The sequence below is a fragment of the Convivina praedatoris genome (assembly GCF_933208495.1).
Classification (GTDB): Bacteria; Bacillota; Bacilli; order Lactobacillales; family Lactobacillaceae; genus Convivina; species Convivina praedatoris.
In genome coordinates, this window is sequence record NZ_CAKOET010000001.1 from 55,250 (window position 1) to 78,874 (window position 23,625).

General features: G+C 40.8%; 23 protein-coding genes. 17 read left to right on the forward strand and 6 right to left on the reverse strand.

Features of this window, described 5'->3' with window-relative positions:
• Positions 1-10: 10 nt before the first annotated feature.
• Positions 11-2,884: an excinuclease ABC subunit UvrA gene (uvrA, locus tag M4974_RS00310; protein ID WP_248705723.1), complete on the forward strand. Its 2,874-nt coding sequence runs from the start codon at positions 11-13 to the stop codon at positions 2,882-2,884.
• A 38-nt stretch (positions 2,885-2,922) separates the two neighbouring features.
• Here uvrA and M4974_RS00315 read toward each other — a convergent pair whose 3' ends face one another.
• Together M4974_RS00315 and M4974_RS00320 are read right to left on the reverse strand one after the other, a co-directional pair.
• A complete protein-coding gene (locus M4974_RS00315) occupies positions 2,923-3,885 on the reverse strand; it encodes a thymidylate synthase (RefSeq protein WP_248705722.1) in 963 nt (320 codons plus the stop codon).
• 14 nt (positions 3,886-3,899) lie between these two features.
• On the reverse strand, positions 3,900-4,385 hold the full coding sequence (locus M4974_RS00320; RefSeq protein ID WP_248705721.1) for a deoxycytidylate deaminase: 486 nt from the start codon (positions 4,383-4,385) through the stop codon (positions 3,900-3,902).
• Between the two features lie 68 nt (positions 4,386-4,453).
• On the opposite strand from M4974_RS00320, the gene M4974_RS00325 reads away from it, so the two are divergent.
• From M4974_RS00325 to M4974_RS00375, 11 genes are all read left to right on the forward strand, one after another.
• On the forward strand, positions 4,454-5,299 hold the full coding sequence (locus M4974_RS00325) for a bifunctional 5,10-methylenetetrahydrofolate dehydrogenase/5,10-methenyltetrahydrofolate cyclohydrolase (RefSeq protein ID WP_248705720.1): 846 nt from the start codon (positions 4,454-4,456) through the stop codon (positions 5,297-5,299).
• A gap of 93 nt (positions 5,300-5,392) precedes the next feature.
• Complete coding sequence (comGA, locus tag M4974_RS00330) at positions 5,393-6,325, forward strand: competence type IV pilus ATPase ComGA (RefSeq protein ID WP_455423673.1); 933 nt, start codon at positions 5,393-5,395, stop codon at positions 6,323-6,325.
• The gene (gene comGB, locus M4974_RS00335; RefSeq protein WP_248715700.1) at positions 6,255-7,289 is read left to right on the forward strand and encodes a competence type IV pilus assembly protein ComGB; all 1,035 of its coding nucleotides are present in this window, start codon (positions 6,255-6,257) and stop codon (positions 7,287-7,289) included. Before comGA ends, comGB begins: the two co-directional genes overlap by 71 nt.
• Positions 7,289-7,597 (forward strand): competence type IV pilus major pilin ComGC, encoded by a 309-nt coding sequence (gene comGC / locus M4974_RS00340; RefSeq protein WP_248705717.1) that lies wholly within the window; start codon positions 7,289-7,291, stop codon positions 7,595-7,597. The genes comGB and comGC overlap by 1 nt, the downstream gene beginning before the upstream one ends.
• Positions 7,581-7,985, forward strand: a complete 405-nt coding sequence (locus tag M4974_RS00345) for a prepilin-type N-terminal cleavage/methylation domain-containing protein (RefSeq protein WP_248715701.1) — start codon at positions 7,581-7,583, stop codon at positions 7,983-7,985. Before comGC ends, M4974_RS00345 begins: the two co-directional genes overlap by 17 nt.
• Positions 7,986-8,025: 40 nt before the next feature.
• A complete protein-coding gene (locus M4974_RS00350; RefSeq protein ID WP_248705715.1) occupies positions 8,026-8,298 on the forward strand; it encodes a hypothetical protein in 273 nt (90 codons plus the stop codon).
• Between the two features lie 296 nt (positions 8,299-8,594).
• The gene (locus tag M4974_RS00355) at positions 8,595-8,906 is read left to right on the forward strand and encodes a hypothetical protein (RefSeq protein WP_248705714.1); all 312 of its coding nucleotides are present in this window, start codon (positions 8,595-8,597) and stop codon (positions 8,904-8,906) included.
• Between the two features lie 9 nt (positions 8,907-8,915).
• Positions 8,916-9,920: a class I SAM-dependent methyltransferase gene (locus M4974_RS00360; RefSeq protein WP_248705713.1), complete on the forward strand. Its 1,005-nt coding sequence runs from the start codon at positions 8,916-8,918 to the stop codon at positions 9,918-9,920.
• A 35-nt stretch (positions 9,921-9,955) separates the two neighbouring features.
• On the forward strand, positions 9,956-11,200 hold the full coding sequence (locus tag M4974_RS00365) for an acetate/propionate family kinase (RefSeq protein ID WP_248705712.1): 1,245 nt from the start codon (positions 9,956-9,958) through the stop codon (positions 11,198-11,200).
• A gap of 91 nt (positions 11,201-11,291) precedes the next feature.
• Positions 11,292-12,503 (forward strand): endolytic transglycosylase MltG, encoded by a 1,212-nt coding sequence (locus M4974_RS00370; protein WP_248705711.1) that lies wholly within the window; start codon positions 11,292-11,294, stop codon positions 12,501-12,503.
• Positions 12,504-12,626: 123 nt separating this feature from the next.
• Entirely contained in the window at positions 12,627-13,577 is a 951-nt protein-coding gene (locus tag M4974_RS00375) for a GRP family sugar transporter (protein WP_248705710.1), read from the forward strand.
• Positions 13,578-13,602: 25 nt separating this feature from the next.
• Here M4974_RS00375 and greA read toward each other — a convergent pair whose 3' ends face one another.
• Both greA and M4974_RS00385 read right to left on the reverse strand, forming a co-directional pair.
• Positions 13,603-14,088, reverse strand: coding sequence for a transcription elongation factor GreA (gene greA / locus M4974_RS00380; protein WP_248705709.1), 486 nt, complete (start codon positions 14,086-14,088; stop codon positions 13,603-13,605).
• 52 nt (positions 14,089-14,140) lie between these two features.
• Complete coding sequence (locus M4974_RS00385) at positions 14,141-16,771, reverse strand: YfhO family protein (protein ID WP_248705708.1); 2,631 nt, start codon at positions 16,769-16,771, stop codon at positions 14,141-14,143.
• 97 nt (positions 16,772-16,868) lie between these two features.
• On the opposite strand from M4974_RS00385, the gene M4974_RS00390 reads away from it, so the two are divergent.
• From M4974_RS00390 to M4974_RS00410, 5 genes are all read left to right on the forward strand, one after another.
• Complete coding sequence (locus M4974_RS00390; RefSeq protein ID WP_248705707.1) at positions 16,869-18,911, forward strand: peptidoglycan D,D-transpeptidase FtsI family protein; 2,043 nt, start codon at positions 16,869-16,871, stop codon at positions 18,909-18,911.
• An 86-nt stretch (positions 18,912-18,997) separates the two neighbouring features.
• Positions 18,998-20,137: an ATP-binding protein gene (locus M4974_RS00395; protein WP_248705706.1), complete on the forward strand. Its 1,140-nt coding sequence runs from the start codon at positions 18,998-19,000 to the stop codon at positions 20,135-20,137.
• Positions 20,137-21,297, forward strand: a complete 1,161-nt coding sequence (locus tag M4974_RS00400; protein ID WP_248705705.1) for a vWA domain-containing protein — start codon at positions 20,137-20,139, stop codon at positions 21,295-21,297. Before M4974_RS00395 ends, M4974_RS00400 begins: the two co-directional genes overlap by 1 nt.
• A 2-nt stretch (positions 21,298-21,299) precedes the next feature.
• Complete coding sequence (locus M4974_RS00405; protein WP_248705704.1) at positions 21,300-21,596, forward strand: hypothetical protein; 297 nt, start codon at positions 21,300-21,302, stop codon at positions 21,594-21,596.
• Positions 21,593-22,054, forward strand: a complete 462-nt coding sequence (locus M4974_RS00410; RefSeq protein ID WP_248705703.1) for a hypothetical protein — start codon at positions 21,593-21,595, stop codon at positions 22,052-22,054. Before M4974_RS00405 ends, M4974_RS00410 begins: the two co-directional genes overlap by 4 nt.
• A 27-nt stretch (positions 22,055-22,081) precedes the next feature.
• Here the strand turns inward: M4974_RS00410 and M4974_RS00415 are convergent, their stop codons facing one another.
• Positions 22,082-23,050: a phosphatase PAP2 family protein gene (locus M4974_RS00415; RefSeq protein WP_248705702.1), complete on the reverse strand. Its 969-nt coding sequence runs from the start codon at positions 23,048-23,050 to the stop codon at positions 22,082-22,084.
• 159 nt (positions 23,051-23,209) lie between these two features.
• A complete protein-coding gene (locus tag M4974_RS00420) occupies positions 23,210-23,614 on the reverse strand; it encodes a Fur family transcriptional regulator (RefSeq protein WP_248705701.1) in 405 nt (134 codons plus the stop codon).
• Positions 23,615-23,625 lie beyond the last annotated feature (11 nt).

A 23,625-nucleotide genomic window follows, 5' to 3' on the forward strand; every position in this document is an offset into this window, starting at 1 on the left:
AAGGATGAAGATGGCAAAAGATGTAATTGAGATACGAGGCGCTCGTGCTCATAATTTAAAGAATATTAATGTGGATATTCCTAAAGATCAGTTAACAGTAATTACCGGTTTATCAGGTTCAGGGAAGTCTTCTTTAGCCTTTGATACCTTATATGCCGAAGGTCAACGGCGCTATGTCGAAAGTCTAAGTTCCTATGCTCGTCAGTTTTTGGGACAAATGGATAAACCGGATGTTGACTCAATTGACGGGTTGTCTCCGGCGATTTCAATTGACCAAAAAACAACTTCCAATAACCCACGATCAACAGTGGGAACGGTTACTGAAATTAATGATTATTTTCGGTTATTGTTTGCCCGTGTTGGAAAACCAGATGATCCCGCCGACGGTACGAAAATTATGTACACGATTGACCAGATGGTGGAATACACGCAAAATCATTTAGCTGAAGGAACCCGTTTACAAGTTTTTGCTCCAGTTATTCAGGCTAAACGAGGCAGTCATTTGGGGACTTTCGAAAAAATGCGGAAGCAAGGCTATATTCGGGCTCGGATTGACGGTGTAATTGTAGAATTAGATGAGCAGACTGATTTAGAACTAGATCGTAATAAAGTTCATAGCATTGATGTCATGATCGATCGAATTGTTTTACGCGAAGATGCTCGTTCTCGTTTGTACGATTCTATGGAAGCAGCGGCTAACCTAACTGGTGGCCTAGTGGAATTGGATATCGTCACCCGGGGAGATAGTGATCCGATAGCCCCCTTAAAGTTTTCAGACCATTATTTGGGTGATTTAGGTGATTTTCGGGTTGGGCGGTTAGAGCCTCGTTTGTTCAGCTTCAATGCGCCAATGGGAGCCTGCCCGGCTTGTCAGGGACTGGGTGTGACCCGGGAAGTGGATATGGATTTGATTATTCCTGACCCTGAAAAAACTTTGCGCGAAGGGGCCATTGCTCCTTGGAATCCAATTTCTTCGAATTATTATCCCGAAATGTTAGCGCAGTTTTGTAAACAATTTAAAATTGACTTAGATACACCATTTAAAAAGTTGTCTAAGGAAAAAAGAGATCTCATTTTAGAAGGATCCGGTACTAAAGAATTCCATTTCCATTATAAAAATGACTTTGGTGGTGTTCGGGATGTTGATATTCCTTTTGAAGGAGTACTAAATAACATTAGTCGGCGCTTTAATGAAACCAATTCTGATTTTACGCGGGATCAGATGGCGCAATACATGACTGAATTAACTTGTAAAGTTTGTCATGGGTACCGTTTAAATGCCGCTGCTTTATCAGTCAAGGTCAAAGGAACTAATATTGGTCAGTTGGCCGAGCTATCGGTTGAAGATGAAATCGAATTCTTTAAAGATATTCAATTAGGACCGCAGGATCAAGAAATTGCCCGTCCGATTATTAAGGAAATTCGCGATCGTTTGGGATTTTTAAAAAGTGTTGGTCTACAGTATTTGACTCTAGCACGTTCGGCTCGAACGTTATCAGGAGGGGAATCGCAGCGGATTCGTTTAGCGACCCAAATCGGTTCTAATTTATCGGGGGTATTGTATGTACTCGATGAGCCATCAATTGGGCTCCATCAACGGGATAACGACATGCTCTTGCGTTCGATGCAAAGTATGCGTGATTTAGGCAATACTTTGGTAGTCGTGGAACACGATGAAGATACCATGTTGGCTGCTGATTATCTGATTGATGTCGGCCCGGGGGCCGGTTCATTAGGAGGTAAAATTGTCGCTGCTGGCACGCCAAAAACTGTGGCTAATAACCCTAAATCTCTGACTGGTCAATATTTGTCCGGTAAGCGTTTCATTCCTGTACCTGAAAAACGTCGTAAGGGTAATGGCAATGAAATTATTTTGCGCGGAGTCAAGGAAAATAATTTAAAAAACGTCACTGCTAAATTCCCTTTGGGTAAGTTTGTGGCTGTCACGGGTGTTTCTGGATCTGGAAAATCAACCTTGATTAATACTGTGTTGAAACGGGTGCTGAAGCAAAAGTTAAATCATAATTCGCAAAAACCGGGTGTTTATCGTGCGATTGAGGGAATTGAGAATATTGAACAGGTAGTCGATATTGATCAATCGCCAATTGGGCGTACGCCACGTTCTAATCCAGCTACTTATACTGGTGTTTTTGATGATATTCGGGAATTATTTGCCCAGACCAATGAAGCCAAACTACGGGGGTATAACAAGGGGCGTTTCTCCTTTAATACTAAGGGTGGCCGTTGTGAAAACTGTCGTGGTGATGGCGTTATTAAAATTGAAATGAACTTCCTGCCGGATGTTTATGTGGCCTGTGAAGTCTGCAATGGGACTCGTTATAATTCAGAGACATTGGAAGTTACTTATAAGGGTAAGACAATTGCCCAAGTATTGGATATGACGGCCGCACAAGCCTTAGAGTTCTTTGCTCCGATTCCTAAAATTGCTCGTCGCTTACAAACCATTAACGATGTTGGCTTAGGCTACGTGAAATTAGGTCAGTCGGCGACAACTTTGTCTGGTGGAGAAGCCCAACGGATGAAATTGGCTTCAGAACTACATCGTCGGACGAATGGTAAAACAGTCTATATTTTGGATGAACCAACGACTGGTTTGCATACCGATGATATTGCTCGTCTGCTTGAAGTATTAAACCGATTGGTTGATGCTGGCAATACCGTGATCGTGATTGAACACAATTTGGATGTCATTAAATCAGCTGATTGGTTGATTGATTTAGGCCCTGAAGGGGGGGCTGGCGGTGGTAAAATTTTGGTGGCTGGTACACCGGAAAAAGTAGCTAAAGATCAGCATTCTTATACTGGAAAATATTTAAAAACGATTATGGATCGTGACCGCCAGCGAACTGAGCAGCAAAGTTAATCAATAAAAAGGACGACCGCTAGGTCGTCCTTTTTGGTTTAGACAGCGACAGGCGCTTTAATCGCCGGTTCGCTAGTATAGTCAATTAATTTAATATCATCCATGGTGTAATCAAAGATTGATTTAACAGCTGGATTTAACCAAAGTTGGGGGAGAGGATGCTGAGGGCGCTGTAATTGTTCCTGGACCTGATTTACATGGTTTTTGTAGATGTGGGTATCGCCAATTGTGTGAACAAAGTCGCCAACTTGATAACCTGTTTGAGCTGCAATCATATGAATCAAGAGGGAGTAGCTGGCAATATTAAAAGGTACACCGAGGAAGAAATCACCAGATCGTTGGTATAACTGAGCGCTTAATTTGCCATCAGCCACATAATATTGACTCAATACATGACAAGATGGTAAGGGTGCTTGAGGTGTGGTTTCCGCATTCCAGGCCGATAAAATCAGGCGACGGGAATTAGGGTTGGTTTTAATTTCATTAATTAGGCGGCTAACCTGATCTGTACTGTCGCCATCTGGGAGGACACTGGCCCAATTACGCCAGAGTTTACCGTAAACTTCGCCAATGTATCCAAATTCTTCCATGAAGGCATCATCGTTTAAAATACGATCGATAAAGATTTGTTTTTGTTCTTGATAGTGGGCATTAAAATCAGCATCAAGGGGTGCTCGGCGACCAAAATCGGTCATATCTGGTCCTTGATATTGATCGGATTCAATCCATTTTTTAAAGGCCCATTCATCCCAAATGTGATTATTGTGTTCGAGTAAAAAGCGGATGTTGTTATCGCCTCGTAAAAACCATAGTAATTCACTTTTGATTAATCCAAAGAAAACTTTTTTGGTGGTTAAAATTGGAAAACCTTCAGCTAAATTAAAGCGCATCTGTGTACCAAAAATTGAATAGGTACCAGTCCCAGTACGGTCTTCTTTAAAGGTCCCTTCAGTTAGGATTGTCTGGGCTAAATCTAAGTAGACAGTTTCGTTTTGACTCATGTTTTTACCTCTTTTTATTCCGTGATGTTAATGAATTGTTCTAAATTAATTTGATTAGCAGTTTTAGTCTCAAAGGGGACGTGAATCAAGGGCACCTGTTTTTCAGCTAAGAGGGATTGGGCAAATTCGTCATTGCGATAATTTCGCATGAATTTGATAGAGGTAATCCCAGCTTGGAGTAATAATTTAGTGCATTGTAAGCAGGGAGCATCCGTTACATATAAGTGAGCACCGTTAACAGCAATACCCATTTTGGCTGCTTGAATTAGGGCGTTTTGTTCAGCATGAACAGCGCGCACGCAATGGCCGTCAACCATATAGTCACCGACTTCAGTACAATGGGGTGTACCGGAAACGGCACCATTATAGCCGCTGGCAATAATACGATTTTCATAAACTAGAATAGCACCAACATGTAGTCGATTGCATGTTGAACGAGTAGATAAAATTGCAGCTTGGGCAATAAAATATTGATCCCAGTTAATACGATTATCGGACATAGTGCCTCCCCCAATGTTAAAATTGATTCAATATCTAGTTTATCATGCAAATCTGGGAGAATAATATTATGAGTAAAATTTTAGATGGTAAGGCTTTAGCTCAAATTATTAATGAGCAAACTTCTCAGGCCGTTAAGCAGTTGGCTAAGCCAGTATGTTTGGCAGTTGTTTACGATCCCGAAAATGCAGGAAGTGACTTATATGTGGGAATGAAAGCTCGCCAGGCTGCTAAGGTTGGCATTGAAACCAAAGATATTCCTGTTCCGGCCGATGCAACTACTGAATCAGTTCAAGAAATTGTACGAAATTTAAATCAAGACCACACAATTACTGGTATTTTAATTCAAAGTCCTTTACCTGAAGCAGTTAATGAACAAATTATTTTTTCAACTGTTGAACCAAATAAAGATGTAGATGGTCTGGGGGCAGTCAATCAGGGACTGTTATTTGAAGATTCACCCTTACCATACACGGTCGCGGCTACCCCGCAAGGTGTGATGACCTTACTCAAGCACTATCAGATTGATCTAGTTGGGAAAACGGCCTTGGTTATTGGACGTTCCCAATTATTTGGACGTCCAATGGCAGCACTATTAAATAACGCTGACGCAACCGTGATTTTAAGCCATCGTTATACACCAGCGGAAAAATTAAAGTCTTTTTTGAAACAAGCTGATTTAGTGGTAGTTGGTGTTGGACAACCAGATTTCTTGTTAGGGGAAGATTTGAAACCAGGCTGTGTCGTGATTGATGTGGGGATGAATGTCGTTGATGGTAAGGCAACGGGTGATGTTGATTATTCCTCGGCCAGTCAGGTGGCTGACTATATTACCCCAGTACCTGGTGGTGTTGGGCCAATGACAATTGCCACTTTATTAGAAAATACCGTTAAGGCTGCACAACAAAATAATTAATAATGTTACTGAAGAATCCTTAGGGATTTTTTTTTGTTATTTTTTTAGTCTGGCTCCGTATTATAGCTGTGAGGCAAAGGAGAAGATATGTCAATTGATAGTGTGTTAAAAGAAGTAATGCAACTGCGGGCTAGTGATCTATACCTATTACCCTACCAGTCGGAATATCAGCTAAAGTATCATAGCCAGGGCCAGTCTCATCTATTGCGAAAACTATCACTAGAGGATGCCCAGCAATTTATCGCTACGATTAAATATCGTAGCGAGATGAATATTTCTGAAAGTCGTCGTCCTCAATTGGGGCGATTTACTTTTGAAAATATATGGATACGAGTTTCGACTGTTGGTGATTTTCTAGATAGAGAAACCGTAGTACTACGCTTTATTTACGATCAGCAAAGTGGATTAAATTGGCTGTTTTCCGATCAATTTGAAACTTTGAAAGATGGCTTACCGGATGCTGGTTTATTTGTGATTGCCGGTCCAACTGGCTCAGGAAAAACAACCACGTTGTATGAATTATTACGGAAATTTCAAAAAGAACGTTTAATTTTAACGATTGAAGATCCCGTTGAAATTTATGAACCGAATTTTGTGCAGTTACAAGTTAATGAAGCAGCTGGCATTGGATATCAAGAATTAATCAAGGTTGCTTTAAGGCATCGACCAGAAATCCTATTAGTGGGTGAGATTCGTGACCAAGCTACAGCTAAGGCAGCGCTTCAGGCAGCTTTAAGTGGACATTTAGTTTTATCAACTATTCATGCGCTCTCAGCCCATGATGTTCGGCTCCGGTTACTGGAGTTGGGCGTGGATGCTGGGCAATTGGATGTGGCGCTACAAGGCACAATTTATCAACGTTTGTTACCAGCTATAGGTGAGAAAGTAGCTGCCTTGGCTGAATTCTGGTTTAAACAAGATCAACAACTAAGTAATACCTGGGAGGAGGGAATGAATGCTGCTTTACAAGCTCAAAAAATTACATCGGCAACCTACCAGCAATTTAAAAAAATTCAAACGACATGATCAAGTCCTTTTTTTCCAAGAGTTGGGGGAGCTATTGGATTCTGGTTATAGTATTGTACGTAGTTTGGATGTTTTAGAAAAAAGTCATCCCCAGTGGCAGCAAAAATTGATTTATGTACAAAAGAAATTGGCTCAGGGTAGTAGTTTGGTAGAAGCTCTGCAACCTTTTATCAGTACGGCAATTGCATTACAACTCTCTTTGGCTAAGAAACATGGAGACTTAGCCCAAACATTAATTATTTTAGGGAGAAATCTATCTAGAATTAGCCAGCAAGAAGAAAAATTAAAACAAGTAATGCGCTATCCAGTAATTTTATTGGTGTTATTAGCACTTATGTTAATAGCTCTACGTTATTTTTTATATCCAATTATGAGTCAATGGTCATCAGCTAATGTGGTTGATAGTCGATTTGATTGGCTATTAGTAGGGTTTGGATTAGCCGCATTAGTTGCTAGCTTGATGATTTGGTACTGGTGGACTAAAAAAACATCCTTATCACAGCTTAATTTACTAGTACATTTACCAATTATTGGTGGATTGGTAAAAACAGCCCTAACTTACCAGCTTAGTCAGCAGTTGTCTATGCTTTTATCGAGCGGTTTAACTATCCCGGAAATAATTGAAGAATTGGTTCAACAGCCGGCTGATAATTTAGTTGTTGATCTAGCGCGGTTTGCCCAAGCTAGACTTTCACAGGGAGGGACACTGGAAACGTTCATTTGGCAACAGCCTTATTTTAATGCTTCAGTGGCCGGTTATTTTACCAGAGGGCATACGGCCGATAAATTATCAGCTTACTTAGCTTATTACGCCAAATTACAGTTTAATACCTTGGTAAGACAGACAGATCGCTTAATTGCTAGCCTTCAACCAATCTTTTTTGCCGTGGTTGGTCTGGCCATTGTTGGTCTTTACTTAGCGATGTTATTACCCATGTATCAAAATATCGGAGGAATGAATTGATGAAAATAATGAAAAAAACGAAGGCTTTTACCTTGATTGAAGCAGCAGTAGTGCTATTTATTATCGGCTTATTAATGCTATTAATCTTACCAAATTTAAATGTACAACGAAAAAATGCCAGTCAAACTCATGCTAAAGCGATGGTTGCAATGGTGCAAACTCAAGTTGATTTATATCAAAATGAACATCCTGAGGCCAGTAATGTTACTTTAGACGACTTGGCCAGGGAGCACTATTTGAATGGGAAACAGGTTGATAAAATTAAGGATTTGAAGATTGGTATTAGTCAAAATGAAGTCCATCAATAAGGCTTTTACTCTAGTAGAAGCCCTTGTTACTTTAGCAGTAGTTGCCCTATTAATTTTAATTGGGGGGCATCATTTTAGTAGTCAGCCCGGCGTCAAAGTAGATCAGTGGCAGACAAGCTTTGACAGTCACTGGCAACACGCACGGAACTTAGCCCAGGGACGTGGACAACCCGTCAATGTTAATTTTGGGTTGGAAGCAGTAAGTTTTAACCATACAAATTTAACTTATCCTAAAAATTACCGTTGCCATCAAAGCCAATTAGTAAAAATTTTACCAACAGGCTATGTTGCACCAACAACGATTGTTTTAGAAAATGGTTTGCAACAAAAAATAGCAATTATTTTTAGTTTAGGAGGGGGCGACTATCGTTTTCAAATCAATCATTAAGGCTAAACCTGCTTTTGTTTTGGCTGAGGGGATATTGGCTTTGATTGTCGCTACAGCGATGGTGGCTTTTGAACATGAACAAGTGGTAAATTTTCAAAAGCAAAAAAGGCGGTTAGAAAAAATTGGCAGTCAAACAGAAACAAAAAAACGAGCAGCGATGGCGTCCTGGCAGCAGTGGACTGAGGAACCAGTCACCAGCCTTCACGATGATCGAAGCCCTAATCGCTCTGGCCGTGACCGTTTTAGTGTTGATGAGTCTTCAAATGGTCGGCCAACAACTACAGCACAGCAGTCAAAGAAATCCGCAAATTAATTTACAAGTGGCTCTAAACCAGTTGAATTTACAGCACTATCAATTAGAGCGGGTTAACAAAGGTGAAATTTTAGTAAAAAATAGTACTGGAGAATCCGCCAGCTTAAAAGTGATGAAGCATTGACTAGTTGTGGTCAGTCCCCAGGCGGGACAAGTTATTTTAATGCATGATGTTGATTTCGTTACTTGTTTAGCTCAGTCGGGCTATCAGATTTTACGTCTTAAGTTAAATAATGGTTGCACAATTGAAGGCTCTCTATTCTTGCCACACCAATTAATAAAGGATAATTATCATTATGATAAATAAACAACCAGCGTATATTTTAGTGACTACTTTACTAGTGTTAGGTTGTTTGAGTGCGGCCTTAGTTTTGCAAAATGGTATTTTTAAAGAACAGTTGGTGGCACAGCAGGAGTTAAATCGTAATACTGAAATTGATCGTATCCAAATTTTAGCTAGTATTATTTATGGGCAGCAAGCTCATTCTAGTTTTGATGTGGAGGGGCATCATATTGAGGTAAAAGATCACCAGTTATTGATCCACTTTAAGGGGCATAATAGCTACCAGCGCTCGCTTTTAGTTGCTCATCAGGATGGAAACCGCTAAAATAAAGACATGATAAATAGTAAAATTCCAGCGTATTTTGACAGCATTTTTTCTGTTGTAGAACACTATCAAACTACTTACAAAGTTAGTCTAACAGCCGCTTTAGTGGCTGTTTTAGAATACGTAGTTGATGGGCAACCCCAGGATAACCCACTTTTTCAAGACAATCAGGGTCGAACTCTAAGTAATAAGATGGGGCAGATTGACTGGGTCAGTTTAGATTTAACTGAAAAACGTAATGTCTTGCAGTTGTTACTTTTAAAGGTGAAACGGACTGATTATGCCGATATGAATAGTCAATTAACCCCTGATGGAATTGGCTATTTATTAGGCGACTTAGCCTATCAAACTGCTGGTGTCCAAAGTGGGGATACCATTTTAGATATGACAGTTGGCAGTGGTAATTTGTTATGGACAGTTGATGAGGTGTTTGAGCACCATCAAGTGCATTTAAAGCGGATTGGTTTTGATAATGATCAGGTTCAGTTAGCATTAGCCCATGTGAGTGATCGACTTTTGCACGATGATGAGACCGACCTTTATCAAGCCGATGTTTTGTCAGTATCAGCAGATGAAAAAATTAAAGCTCAGCTAGTTATTAGTGACTTACCAGTTGGCTATTATCCGCAAACAGTGCCTGACAAATATGAATTGCGTGCAGCTGAAGGGAAATCTTTTGCCCATTTTTTGCTAATTGAAGAGGCGATGAATTTAGTTTCTTCCACTGGATGGCTTTACTTTCTTGTGCCAGCCAATATTTTAGAAGGTCCAGAGCATGAAAAGTTGCTCAAGTTTTTAGCTACTAAGGCTCAATTGAAGGCTTTTCTTAAGTTACCAAAAAATTATTTTTTAAATGAGGCTGCATCTAAAGCTATCTTGGTTTTGCGTCCTAGAGAGGCTAATCCTAAGGGAGAGGTCTTGGTAGGAACGTATCCTCCTTTAAAAGAGCCAACGGCTTTTGAAGATTTTTTGCAAGATATTAAAAGCTGGGTTAAACTGAACCGTAGCAGATAATGTAAAATTTTAAAAATGTGAGTTAGAGGTTAATAATGGCTAAAATAATGGCGGTGAATGCGGGTAGTTCTTCCTTAAAGTTTCAACTATTGGAAATGCCAGCTGAAGAGGTTATTGCACAAGGTTTAATCGAACGAATTGGTATGGATGATGCCATTATTACGATTAAATATCAAAATGATGGTTCCGTGGTCGCAACTGAGGATATTACTTTGTCTGACGATGGGAAAAAGGCTAAGTTTAAAGTTGTTGCTCCAGTTAAAGATCACCAAGTTGCAATCAATGTAATGCTTAAGCATTTGAGTGAACTAGGAATTATTGAAAACCTTGATGAAATCGTTGGTGTTGGACACCGTGTTGTTTCAGGTGGGGAATGGTTTAACAGTTCAGTTGTTGTTGACGAAGAAGTTTTGCATAAAATTGAGCGTTTGGCGGCTTATGCACCTTTGCATAACCCAGCCAATGCGATGGGTATTCGAGCTTTTCAAAAGATTTTGCCACACGCTGTATCAGTGGCGGTCTTTGACACTTCTTTCCATCAAACAATGCCTAAGGTTAATTACCTTTATTCCTTACCTTACCAGTACTATACTCGTTATGGAGCTCGTAAGTATGGAGCCCATGGTACTTCTCACCGTTATGTAGCCCACCGTGCTGCTGAAATGTTAGATCGTGATATTAACGATCTTAAGTTGATTACTTTGCACTTGGGTGCTGGAGCTTCAGCTACAGCCGTTCAAAACGGTAAGTCATATGATACCTCGATGGGCTTCACGCCAATGGCTGGGTTGACTATGGCCACTCGAGTTGGAGATGTTGATGCGTCATTAATTAACTACATCCAAGAACATGAACATCTTTCAAACGAAGAAATGATGGATGTGTTGAACAAGAAGTCTGGCCTTTTGGGTATTTCAACTATCTCAAGTGATATGCGTGATTTGGAGGCAGTTCGCGATACCAATGAGCATGCTAATTTGGCCATTGATATGTTTGTTAACCGAGTTGTTCGTTATGTTGGTCAGTACATTGCTGAAATGAACGGAGTTGACGCCATTATCTTTACCGCAGGTATTGGTGAAAATGGCTATGAAGTCCGTAAGGAAATTATTGAAAAGCTTAGCTACTTTGGTGTTACGATTGATGATGCTAAGAATACCGGTATGCGTGATGAAGCTATTGTGTCAACCGATGATTCTAAGATTAAGGTTTTGGTTGTACCTACCAATGAAGAGTTAATGATTGCTCGTGATGTACAAACTTTAATGGGCGAAAAATGATTTAGTGTATAATACCAATTAAGTGACTAAAACCACCGGCTATAGGCTGGTTGTTTTAATTTAAAATCCAGTTTTCATAAGGTGAATAATTATGCGGGTTCAAAAAAGAAGGCGTAAGAAACGAAGTTTCTTCGTGAAATTAATGGCAGCAATGGCGGTTATTATTATTGCCTATTTTTCTTTTAAAATTATTTCGGATACGGGTTATCAGGCCTTAAATCCCAATGATACAAAGTTTAAAGCGGTAACAATTAAATCGGGATCAACACCGCAAGAAATGGGCGATACGCTGCAAAAAGAAAAGATTATTCGCAGTTCTCACGCCTTTGCTAAGTATGCTAAACAATATGGTTCTGAGAAGTTGATTGCTGGAACTTATTTGCTTTCAGCGGCCCAAGATGTGGAATCGATTTATAAGCAAATGACGATTGGTCCAACGGCGGCACCGCAGCTACCTGAGGGGTATGCTTATATTGGTAATACGCAAACGCCAGAGCAAACGGCTCAGTCGATTGCCACGGCAACTAATGTACCGAGTGCTAAAATTCTTCAAGCTTACGATGATAAAAATCTGATTAAGAAGATGGAAGCCAAGTATCCACAGCTTATGAAGGGAGTAAACCCTTCCGGTAAAACAACCTATAAGTTGTATGATTACGTTTATCCCGGTGTCTATAACTTGAAGGGGTCTGGTAATGCTGATGCGGTAGTTGAAAAATTGTTAGGGATTGCCAATGATGATTTGAAGCCTTATTACTCAGAAATGAAGGCTAATGGCATTCCAGCACCAACGGTTATTTCCTTAACTTCTGTTTCTGGTAAATCTGAGTTTGAACGACGGTTGAAATTTATTAAAAAAATTGCACCATATGCCCAAGAATTAAGTAAGGAATATGGCATCTTAGCTTCTATTTCAATTGCTCAAGCTGCCCACGAGTCGAACTGGGATAATTCCATTTTGTCATCTAAGTACAACAACTACTATGGTGTAAAAACTCAGGACGAACGGGCTGGTAAGTCGGTTGTCTTGGAGACTAGCGAAGTTGTTGATGGTGAGACTCAAACGCAAAAAGCTCGATTCGCAGTTTATAAGTCCTGGAAGGATAGCATGAAGCAACATGCGGAAACGTTAGCTAAGGGAAATACTTGGAATCCGGATCAGTTTAAGGATGTCTTAGCTGCTAAGAATTATAAGCAAGCTGCCAAGGCTTTGCAGGACGATTCTTATGCGACCGATACTAATTATACTCAGCTTTTGATTAAGCTAATTGAATCTTGGAATCTAGAACAATATGATAAGTAAAAATAAATAGACCCATAAGGGTCTATTTATTTTTGTTTAAGGAATGAATAAAATGCTTGTGTAAACGTTTTCACAAGTGTACAATATCACTTGTAATTAATTTGAAAAGGAGTGGTATTTAGTATGAATGCTGCAATTTTACTGGCTTTATTGCCAGCTTTGTTCTGGGGATCCGTTGGTCTTATCAGTACAAAAATGGGTGGAAGCGCTGCTCAACAGACGTTGGGTATGACCTTTGGTGCTTTACTCTTTGGATTAGGAACCATGTTTTTCTTCGTTATGCCACGAGGGATTTACCTTGGTAAAGAAATCTGGGTCGTTGGAATTCTATCTGGATTAGTTTGGGCTGTCGGAATGGCTTTCCAGTTCTTGATGTTTAAGCAGATGGGCGTTTCAATTGGAATGCCATTGTCAACGGCTGCTCAGATTATCATGAACGCTGTGATGGCTGCTACTGTCTTGGGTGAATGGATCAACATCAAGATGTGGTTGGTCGGTATCATTTCGATTGCCTTAGTTGTGTTTGGTGCTACGTTGATTTCTTTGCCTGACAAAAAGTCAGAAAAGAAAGCTGAAAGTGCTTTGAATGGTAAGGGATTGCTCTACCTAGTTATTTCAACTTTGGGCTTCATGTTGTACTTTGTTTTGCCTAATTTCTTGAGTAAAATTGAATACATTAAGCCATCAATCAAGGCTGCTAACAATGGAATTGATTATATGACCGCCATTGTGGGACCACAGGCCATTGGGCAGGTGGTCGGTGCCTTGTTGATTGCGATTTTGATTTTCCGGGAACAAAAGGTAATGTTTGCAGCGCCAACTTGGCGCAACATCTTGACTGGTTTGACATGGGCTTTGGGTAATATTTTCATGTTTATCTCAACTGCTGCTCCATCAATCGGTCAAACAATTGCAACTACTTTCTCACAGTTAGGTATTATCGTGGGAACATTTGGTGGAATCTACATTTTGCATGAAAAGAAGTCGAGTGGACAGATGCGTAATATCTTAATTGGGACTGCCTTAGTTATCATCGGGGCCCTAATTATTGGAAATATTCATAGTTTTGCTTAAAATAAAAAACGCCTAACGGCGTTTTTTATTTGGTGATAACTTTTAGAATCTTAACCTTAATGCTCTCTCCGTTAGGAAGCGGAACATTAACTGTATCGCCCGTCTTCTTACCGATTAGAGCAGCAGCCATTGGTGATTCGTTAGAAATCTTACCGGCCAATGGATCAGCTTCGACTGAACCAACAATGGCGTAGGTTTCAGGGTCTTCATCTGGTAATTCTTGGAAAGTAACTTCTTTACCAAGTGATACTTCATCCTTAGCAGTGGCATTTGCATTAATGATTTCAGCATTTTCAATCATTTTACGCAAAGTGATGATTCGGCCTTCGACAAAGGCTTGTTCATCCTTAGCTGATTGATATTCTGAGTTTTCTGACAAATCACCATACGAACGGGCGATTTGAATTCGTTTTGTAATTTCTGGACGTTGGTTAGTAATTAAATCATCCAGTTCTGCCTGCAGCTTATCGCGGCCCTCGGCAGTCATTGGAAATGTCTTTTCTTCTGACATGAGATTGTCCTTTCAATGCGCAGGTGCGCTTAGATACAGCAAGAAGAATATATCACGGCCAGTCTATTCTTGCAAGCGGGGGGAATGGTCGGCTGATTATAATTTGACTACCCAAAATGATGAACCCAAACAAAGTAATGGTTAAACCCCAGTATAGGTAAGGTGGTGTATAGCTAAATTGGACTTGATGGCGACCGGGTTTAGTTTTAATGGCTAATAGGAAATTACCAACCTGGCTGGTGGCAACTTTTTGGCCATCAATTTTAACCTGCCAACCTGGTGCTGCTGGAATAGAAGTCATAATGACTGGCTTAGCAGTAGTGGTGGTGATGTGACCGATAATCCGATTTTCTGTCCGTTGGGTAATGGTTAGGGGATGTTGTTTTAATTGCGCGACGTCTTGGTTAATTGCTTCCTGATTTAAGTGATATAGAGCAACATTGCTGAGAGTTAAACTGGCAGCATTACGAAGTCGAATCGTTAATTTTTGTTCCTGACCAGCTGCTTGATTAGTTAAGTTGACAATGACGGTATTTCGATATGAACTAAATTGGGTGATAACTTGATCATTGATTAATAGATCAAAGTTTTCTATTTTTAAATTACCACCTAGAGTTAAGTAATAGGGGTCATTAGTTTTAGGGGTAAACGTTAATGTTAGTGAGCCAGGCTTACTAGCATCTTGTTTCTCTAATTGGCTATTGGTGATGGTGGTTGGTAGATTGACATTATCAGCTTGGGCAAAATCAAAATCATCTTTCCTGACTAGCTGATCTTTTCGGCCAGTTAAGGATTGCCATAAACGCACTTGGTTTTGAATTGGGAGGGCACTGTTGATATCAGTTTGTAAGACTTGTTGGTTGGCTGCAAAAGCAAGGGGCAGAGCCTGCTGATTTTTGAAGATTGTTGTCGTACTAGTCTGGGCATATCGTTGGTATTGCCTGAAATCAGACCGATAGCCTGTTTTACGACTCTGAGGGCTCCCTTCCGTTTTATTAATTTGCTGACTAGGGCTGAAATAATATTTAAAGCCCAAAAGATTGTCGGTTAACACAGTACCGTTACTATAATTAACAAAATTATCACCTTCTGGTTGGCCCATGGCCTGATAGAACTGAACCGTTTTATTGGGCATTAAGGAGCTGAAGTGGCCGCCACCATAAAAGTCTTCCATCATACTATCGCCGCGGGTACGTTGATAGGTTTGCCCAACTCGATACCAGCTCTGATCACTCTGGATTTTATTTTTATCAGCTTTTAGGGCGGTAATTGTAGTTTGGTAATCACTTAAACTGATATAGGAAAAATTATTTAGAGTGGTGGAGATATTAGTAGTCAGACTGACACAAGTAATGAAGGCCAGTAATCCTAGACGAAGGTAATGGGGCATGGGTGCGGTAATGACTAGTATACAAATTGAGCTCAATAGCCAAAAAATTAAGATATTATTGTTCGTTAGAAAATTGAGCTGTTTGAGTTGGCTTAGGGCGTATAGAGTTATGGCGGTAACGATGGCAAATAAGATGGAGCAGGTGAGAATTCTCGGTTGCCAATTGGGACGAAAGCCCCAAGCAGCTAAGAAGATTAAGAAAAAACTAATTAGGAAACTAAAACGGTAAGGATACCAGACTGGATACTGACCACCGTGAAAGGCAAGAGTTAGTGGAGCCCAACAGGTTGCTAAGATAAGAATTGCTAACAAGAGTAGTGCAGTTAGTTTGCTTACATAAGAAATGGTTCGATTGGTAACAAAAGCCCCCAAGGCTACCAAAACAAAGGCGGAGATAAAAATATTAGCCTGTCCATTTTGCATTTGCTCAAAATCAAAGCTGCCGGGAATTAGTTTAGTCAGTAGATGTAAGGGATTATTTTCAAAAGCCAAGCTCCAAGCGGAATTATGACCAATTTTTCCCTGTTGGAGCTGAAAGTAAGCTGGTAAAATTAGCCAAGCTGACAGGGCTCCACCCAAGGCGCTTTGACCAATGAAAAGTAAAGGAATTTTTATTTTTTTGTAGGCTAATTGAGGAAAGCGCCAGAGGGTATATAAGACGATGAAAATCACCACCATAAAGGCGATGTAGTAGTTGCTAGTGATGGTTAGGAATAAGAGGAGACTGTAAGGCCAGCTCTTTTTACCCCGTAAGAGAGCCTCTAAGGCTAAAATTAACAATGGTAGTAAGATTGCAGTATCCAACCATAGTAAATTTAGATCATTGGCAATAAACCAACCGCTAAGGGGGTAGGAGATGGCAAAAAGACTAATATAGTAGCTATGTTGGAGTTTTAGTCGCTGAATGAGATAGGCCATGCTCAATCCGGCGAAACCAAATTTAAAAACGGTTACCCATAAAATTGCACTAGGTAACTGTAAATCGCTAACAAACAAGAAGATAATATTAAATGGACTCATTAGGTAATAGGCCCATTCACCCAACATATCCCCACCTAGGGCACTACTAAAGGAGTAGAGAAAACTACTGGGATGATTTACTAAGGCGGCTTTGAAAGCAGCAAATTGATCAATATATTGCTGGCCGAGATCGACGGTTAAAATAGTGCTAGTGCCAAAGGGCGCCATTCCGCGATTGGCAAAATAGCCCGTCATAAAAATGATTGGGAGCCAAAAAGAAATGGCTAAAGGGGAAAGTAAGTATTTTTGAGTAAATTTACTAATTTTTTGCATGAGTTTAGGATACCAAAAACTACCTTTTTTTAGCGACAAAAATTGGATTTATGGTAAAGTAAATAGGACTATTATCACGAATTTTTGGTGAGGAATCATGAAACCTAATCCCTATTTAGAAAACCGAAATAAAAACGATGCACGGGCTAACTTACCGAACCGATTAAAAATCTTATTAGGGGTTGTTTTAGCGCTAATGGCACTCTTAGTGGTGCAATTGGCTTTTTTAACGATTAAACAAGGGCCAGATTTTCAAGCCGAGGTAAAGCGTAGTGATGAGACTGTTGAAAAGGGGAATTCCCCGCGTGGTCTTATTTACGATACAACCGGCCGTGTGATTACTGGTAATAAACCCCAAACGGCTGTGACTTACACTCGTGGAAAGGCAACAACGTCGACTCAAATTGCCAAAATTGCGGCAGGTCTTTCTAAGTATTTAACTATTGATACTAAGCGCTTGAGTGATCGTTCTAAAGCTGATTATTATCTAACGATCCATCCTAAGCAGGCTACTAAGATCCAAGCAATTATTGAAAAAGAATATCCCAAAGCCTCCAAGAGTTGGACAACGACTCAATTGAATACTGCCATGTCTAAATATGTTCAGCAACAAGGCTTAGATAAAGAGGTTGATGCCAACCAGGCCATGATTTTTCAGCGTATGAGTGGGGCCTACGCTTTGTCAACAACCTTCATTCAAGAATCAGGCGTTAGTGATCAGTCTCAAGCTGAAATTGGTGAACATCTCGGAGATTTCCCAGGAGTGAAGATTGGTTCCAGTTGGACTCGTGATTACCCGCAAGGTGATGATTTCCAGCCTTTGGTAGGAACGGTGACGGATGAAGCGACTGGTTTGCCGGCTGATCGTTTACACACCTTACTAGCTCAAGGTTATTCGCAAAATGAACCGGTTGGTAGCAATGCCTTAGAAAAACAGTATGAAAGTATTTTGAAGGGTTCTCCTTCGCAAACCTTAATTACTAGTAATGCCAACGGCCTTAAGACCAGTAAAGTTAAGTACGAAGGACAGGCCGGTGATAGCTTGAAGCTAACGATTAATTCTGAATTCCAGAAGAAAGTTCAGCAAATTTTAGATAGTAATATCCCTGGTGGTAATGTGCAAGGAATTTATACAACCGTAATTAATCCATATACTGGTGGGATTTATGCCATGGCTGGGGTTAATCGGGATTCGTCGACAGGTAAGAAAACGGCTAATCCGCTGGGAAATATTAATCAGGGGATTGTTATGGGATCGGTGGTTAAGCCAGCTATCCTAGCCACTGGCTTCCAAAAGGGTATTATCACTGCCAGCAATAATACAATGTATGATCAGGCGATTAAAATTGCCGGAACCCCAGTGATTACTTCTTACTGGAACAAGGCTGGTACGCCAACGGCCATTGATGCTTTGACTGCCTTAGAGCGTTCTTCTAACACTTACTTTGTTCAGTTGGGAATGAAAATTGGTGGTCAAACCTACGTGCCTGGTGAGCATTTGGCATTGGATAGTGATGCTTTCCAAACCCTTCGAAATGGGTTAGCTCAATTTGGTTTGGGGACAAAAACTGGTATTGATATCGAAGGTGAAACTGCCGGTTATCGAGGACCTACCACTGGCGAGGCTCAAGGTAAGTATCTATATGAGTCCTTTGGACAGTATGATTCCTATACAACTCTCCAGTTGGCTCGCTATGTTTCCACGATTGCTAATGGTGGTTATCTGGTTCGGCCGCACTTGGTCGGATCAGTCCTCCAAAATGATATTAGCAACAAACACCAAAAAGAAGTTTGGGCGGCAACACCCCAGTTGCAAGGTCAAGTCCAGTTAACTGCCGACCAGTGGAATGTCATTCATAAGGGGATGGAGCGCGTTGCCAATGGAACTGACCCCAATAACACTGGTGGTGGGGTGCATAATTTGCAGCCACGGGTTTATGCTAAGACTGGAACGGCGGAAACGACAACCAACGGTAATTCAACCTTTACAGAGTCGATTGTCGTCTATGTACCAGGTCAGCCATTTGCCATGGCCATGGCAATTCCAGGCATGGATAGCTACCTAGATGGAACCAATGGCCGTGTTGCATCAGAAATTATCAATGCTTTCTGGGACACAGTCATGCAAAAGCCATCTTAAAATAGAAAATGACCCGATTATTAGATTTTTAATTGGGTCATTTTTTTGTGGATGAAAGAGCGGTAAAATTAGGCGAGGAGGAGTTTATGTCCCTGAATTATCAACAATTATTATCAGCTGTGCCAGTGGTGTTAAAGGCCGGTCACGTGCCAACCATCGTTGGTGAGGCCGGAATTGGGAAATCAGCATTAGTAGCTGATTTAGCCCATAAAATGGAGGCTAAGTTATTTACCACGGTAGTTTCACTATCCGAAAAGGGTGATTTAGCCTTGCCAATTCCACCTTTGAATCAGGGAGATATGATTCAAACTAAGCATTATGGTCAATTGGCGGATGTTAAATTCGGCTATACACACACCCTGATTCAAATTATTGAGCAAGCCGAAAGGCATCCTCAGCAATCGATTATCTGGTTTTTAGATGAATTTAATCGGGGCAATAGTGCTGTTCAAGCAGAATTGATGAACCTGGTACTACAGCGACGAATTAATGATATTAAATTACCTAAAAATACCCATTTGGTTTTAGCAGAAAATCCTGACGACACAATGGAAGGATTTGAAGATGATCAATACACAGTCCAAGCAGCTGATGCGGCCTTAAAGGATCGAACTACGAGGTTGGTAATGGATGTTTCCGTTAAAGATTGGCTACAGTGGGCGCAGCAAGGCAATATTGATCCGCTGATTTGTCGCTTTATTGCTGGGAATACTGAGTTACTTTACCCCAAAAATCGGAGTGGTGATTTAGATCCAACGCCCAGGGCTTGGCAGCGAGTTTCTGATAATTATGGACAGCTAAAGGCGCTGGGATCTGCTACGGTGGAAGATTTGGCCTTTGATTTGTTTGCTGGGGATCTTGGCTTAGTAGTTGCTAGTCAGTTGGTTAGCTTTCTCCAGGAAAATGCGGTCTTGTTAACTGCGCAAGAGGTTTTTGGTGGACAGCCAGCGGGCCCACGTTTACCCAAAGCAATTCGCCAGCGTTTTCAAAAGATGACTGAAATTCAAAAAATAACTGCCATGAAGTCCATCTTGGCTACGGCTGATCTTACGACAAACGACCATGCTGGTCGCTATGGCGCTTTATTAGAATTGTTGGCACCTGACAGTCAATACGCCGTGGTGCAACAATTGGTTAATGATCCCGTGTTAGATGATTTGTACCATTCGGCTGATCATTATGCCAATGTTTTATACCAACAAATTATGGATATTGCGACTCGCTAATGAAAAGTTCAACTGATAAATTATTGATAACAGCAATTAAAAACCTCTTAGATGTAGCGCCTTTATATGGCAGCATTATTATTCACTTACCCCGACAAATTAGCCCTGAATTAACAGTGGCCTTTGCTCTGGGATGGAATGGGCAACACTGGATTTTGAATTATAATCCTAAATATTTTAAGCAATATCAAACGCCTGACCAAATGGCTCAAGCCTTGGCTCATCAGGCTTTGCACTTGATTTGGCAGCATCCGATTCGTTATAGCCATGCTAGCCAAAGCCAAACTGCTGTTGATTGGGGCACCGATATTGCTGTTAATCAGTATTTGCCCAATAGTTTAGGGGAACTTCCTGGTGCAATTACCCTGCAAACGGTTTTTGAAAACTTTAAACAAATGTTACCAGCACGGGCTGATTCGCAGGTTTATATTCAAGTTTTAAACGATCTATTAGATAATGATAGCAAATCAGATTCAAAACATGGCGAAAGTCATCAAGGATGGCAGGAAGCGGATGGGCAGCTAGCTCAAGCGCAAACAGATTTCACCAATATTATACGTCAGGCTCAAGAAGATACTAAACGTGCCGGTCGTGGTGAGGTTCCCAGTGATGTTTTAATGCAGGTTCAATCATTACGCCCGGTAAGACGTTCTTGGCGCCGGATTCTGTCTCTGGCCCTCAGCCAGGAACCATTGACTTTAAAGGACACTCATACGCGCTTTAATCGACGCCAACCGTATCGCATGGACTTGCCTGGTCACATTAGCCGCCAAAGTGCGCAACTTTGGATTTTTATTGATAATTCTGCTTCAGTATCAAGTACCGAGGTGGCCTCATTTTTAGCTTATGCCCAGCAAATCCAAAAACAATTGAATGGACAGGTTCACTGTTGTCGCTTTGATGCCCAAGTACAGCCCATCGACAACATTAAAACTTGGCAACGACAAGCTGGCGGAGGAACTGCTTTTCAAGCGATTTTTGACTGGTTACTAGTGCAACACTGTCAACCAAAAGAGACCGTAGTCGTAATTTTTACGGATGGTGCCGGTGAAAAGCAGCTTGATTCTTATCATTTTAACCGCGTATACTGGGTCTTAACAGCGGGCGGAAAACTCAGTATTAATCCAGTAATTGGAAAAGTAATTCAAATGGAGGCCTAAGAATGCCAAATGTGTTGAATCCAAATGATTTACGTAGTATTAGTAAGCGCGACCAGCGTTATCGCCGCGCCCAAGCGATTTTAGAACATGATTGGGCGCGGATTTTAGTGGAAGAGGATCATGGAAGTGATTTTATTACAGTTGCAGACATTGATTTTGCCCAAAAAATTAGTCAATATTCTGATCAATATGTCACCCTTGAATTGAATTCTTTTTCGAAACTACAGCATTTTATTACCGATTTTCAGTCCTATTTACCACAGCTACTCATTCAAAAATTAAAGGAGCCCTTTCTATGACCATTAATTACGTTCTTTCACCCAGCGAACCCGTAAAGCAATTATTAGATTGGCAAGCTGCTGATCCAAAGCACTTCTTCCTTCTGAAAAAAGCGGACGGTATGAATGTTTTACTATTACCTGGCGCCCAAGCAACCGCTAATTTTAGCAGTCCCTTGCAATATCAGACTTTACAGTTGGGTAGTGATTTAACGGGTACCTTTGTCTATCAAATTGACTTTAAATACAGTCATGATAATGACCAAACGATTCAAAAATTGCTAGGGGATAATGCAGTTATGGCCGGTGATATTAAGGGTAAGGCCAGTGGTGTGATTTGGACTTTCTGGGATAGCCAAAAAGCGGTCAATGACTTTGTCACTGGTAAAACTTTTGAAAGCTTGCAATCCTTAATTCAAGAACCATATACCATCTTTTATCGCCGAGTGATGAACATGGATGAGATGGATGAAATCTAAAAAAGACCTGTTAAGGTCTTTTTTTGCTTAGTGATTATTTATCGGTTGATTTTCAACAAAATGAGCTTGTAGAATGCGACTAGCAATAAAAACCATTAGACCAACTAATAGACTAGAGACGGTCACATCACTGAGCCAATGGGCACCAATGCGGACACGACTGATTGCAGTTAAGAGGCCCATGGTTACGCCAAAAATGGTCAGTCGCTTTTGCCATGGGTAGTTGCTACGCGGTACAAAAAAAGTTAGATATAAGAAGAGCCAGCCTGACATGGTATGTCCGGAAGGGAAAGAATTATGGTGAGTATTACCATTTAGATGGTACCAAGGGGTAAAATGGCCCAAAGAACCATGTAAAATATCGGTCATTTCATAGGGGCGGTAGCGTCCCCAGAGCAGTTTCATTTCGCCCACCGTTGAGGTCGCAACAAACACGGTGGCAATGCCGACCAAAGCGGCTAGGGTTAAATAGTTTTTTTTTTGGAAGCTACGATGACTAATCCAACGTTGAAATACAAAGGATAAAATCACTAGCATCACTACGGCCAGACCCCATCGTAGGGGTTCGGGATAGTTTTGAACGGCTGCGGTATTGTTGGCAACCCCCATGGGAATCCCATGTTGAAGATTGTGAATCATGGAAAAAGTATAACTGAGCATATCCTGGAGAGCGGCTAAAATTTGATTAAAAGCCATGCTTAGTAAAGCACCAGTTGATAAATAGCGGGGAAAAGTATCAGACATCTGCTGCCAGGCTAACCAGGCCAGTACCTCAAAAGCAACAATTAAGACAATGTTGGCACCTTGATCAGCGTAATTTTGGAAAATATTGCCAAAAATCGAATTTTGATTCATAACAGTTTGACTAACCAGGGGATCAAAGAAAGTTGCTAAGGCTAAACTAGCTAAGCCAACTAGAACTAGTGTATAGACGAACTTATACTCAGTTTTAGTTGTGTGGAAGGGACTGGTTTTCAATTTATCAGCTGATGACATCGATAATTCCTCCTTTTTTCCTAACGGTGGTTTCATTTTAACAACATGTTAGCGAAATAAAGAGACTAAAGATTTATGAATTTGAATGTTATACTGGGCGTGATTTACATCTTTTCTAAATAAAAACAAGCCCTTGAATTTTACTCCAAGGGCTTGCTTTTATTTAGCATCATCAGGGTCAACCCCATAAAGCTCAATATGATAGTCGGTAATATCAAGACCGGTGGCTTCCCGTCCTGCTTGTAAGAGGGGCTGGACGTCAAAATTATTCGCGTCAAATATTTCCTGGGTTTTAGTATTAATGATGTGATAGTGCGGTTCACCGTAGAAATCGTAATGACGTTTGCCATCGGCAGTCCCTTCGATAATCACGACTAAACCAACCTCCACTAACTTATCGAGGGTATTGTAAATTGTGGCTAAGGAAATTTCAGGCAATTCGGCATGAATCATCTCTGCGGTTGGATGAGTTTCGTGTGTTACTAGATATCCCAATAGCGCGAGTCGTTGCTGTGTTACCTTTAGGCTGTGTTTTTGGAGTAATGCTGGTATATCAATTGCCATGTAAAATCCTC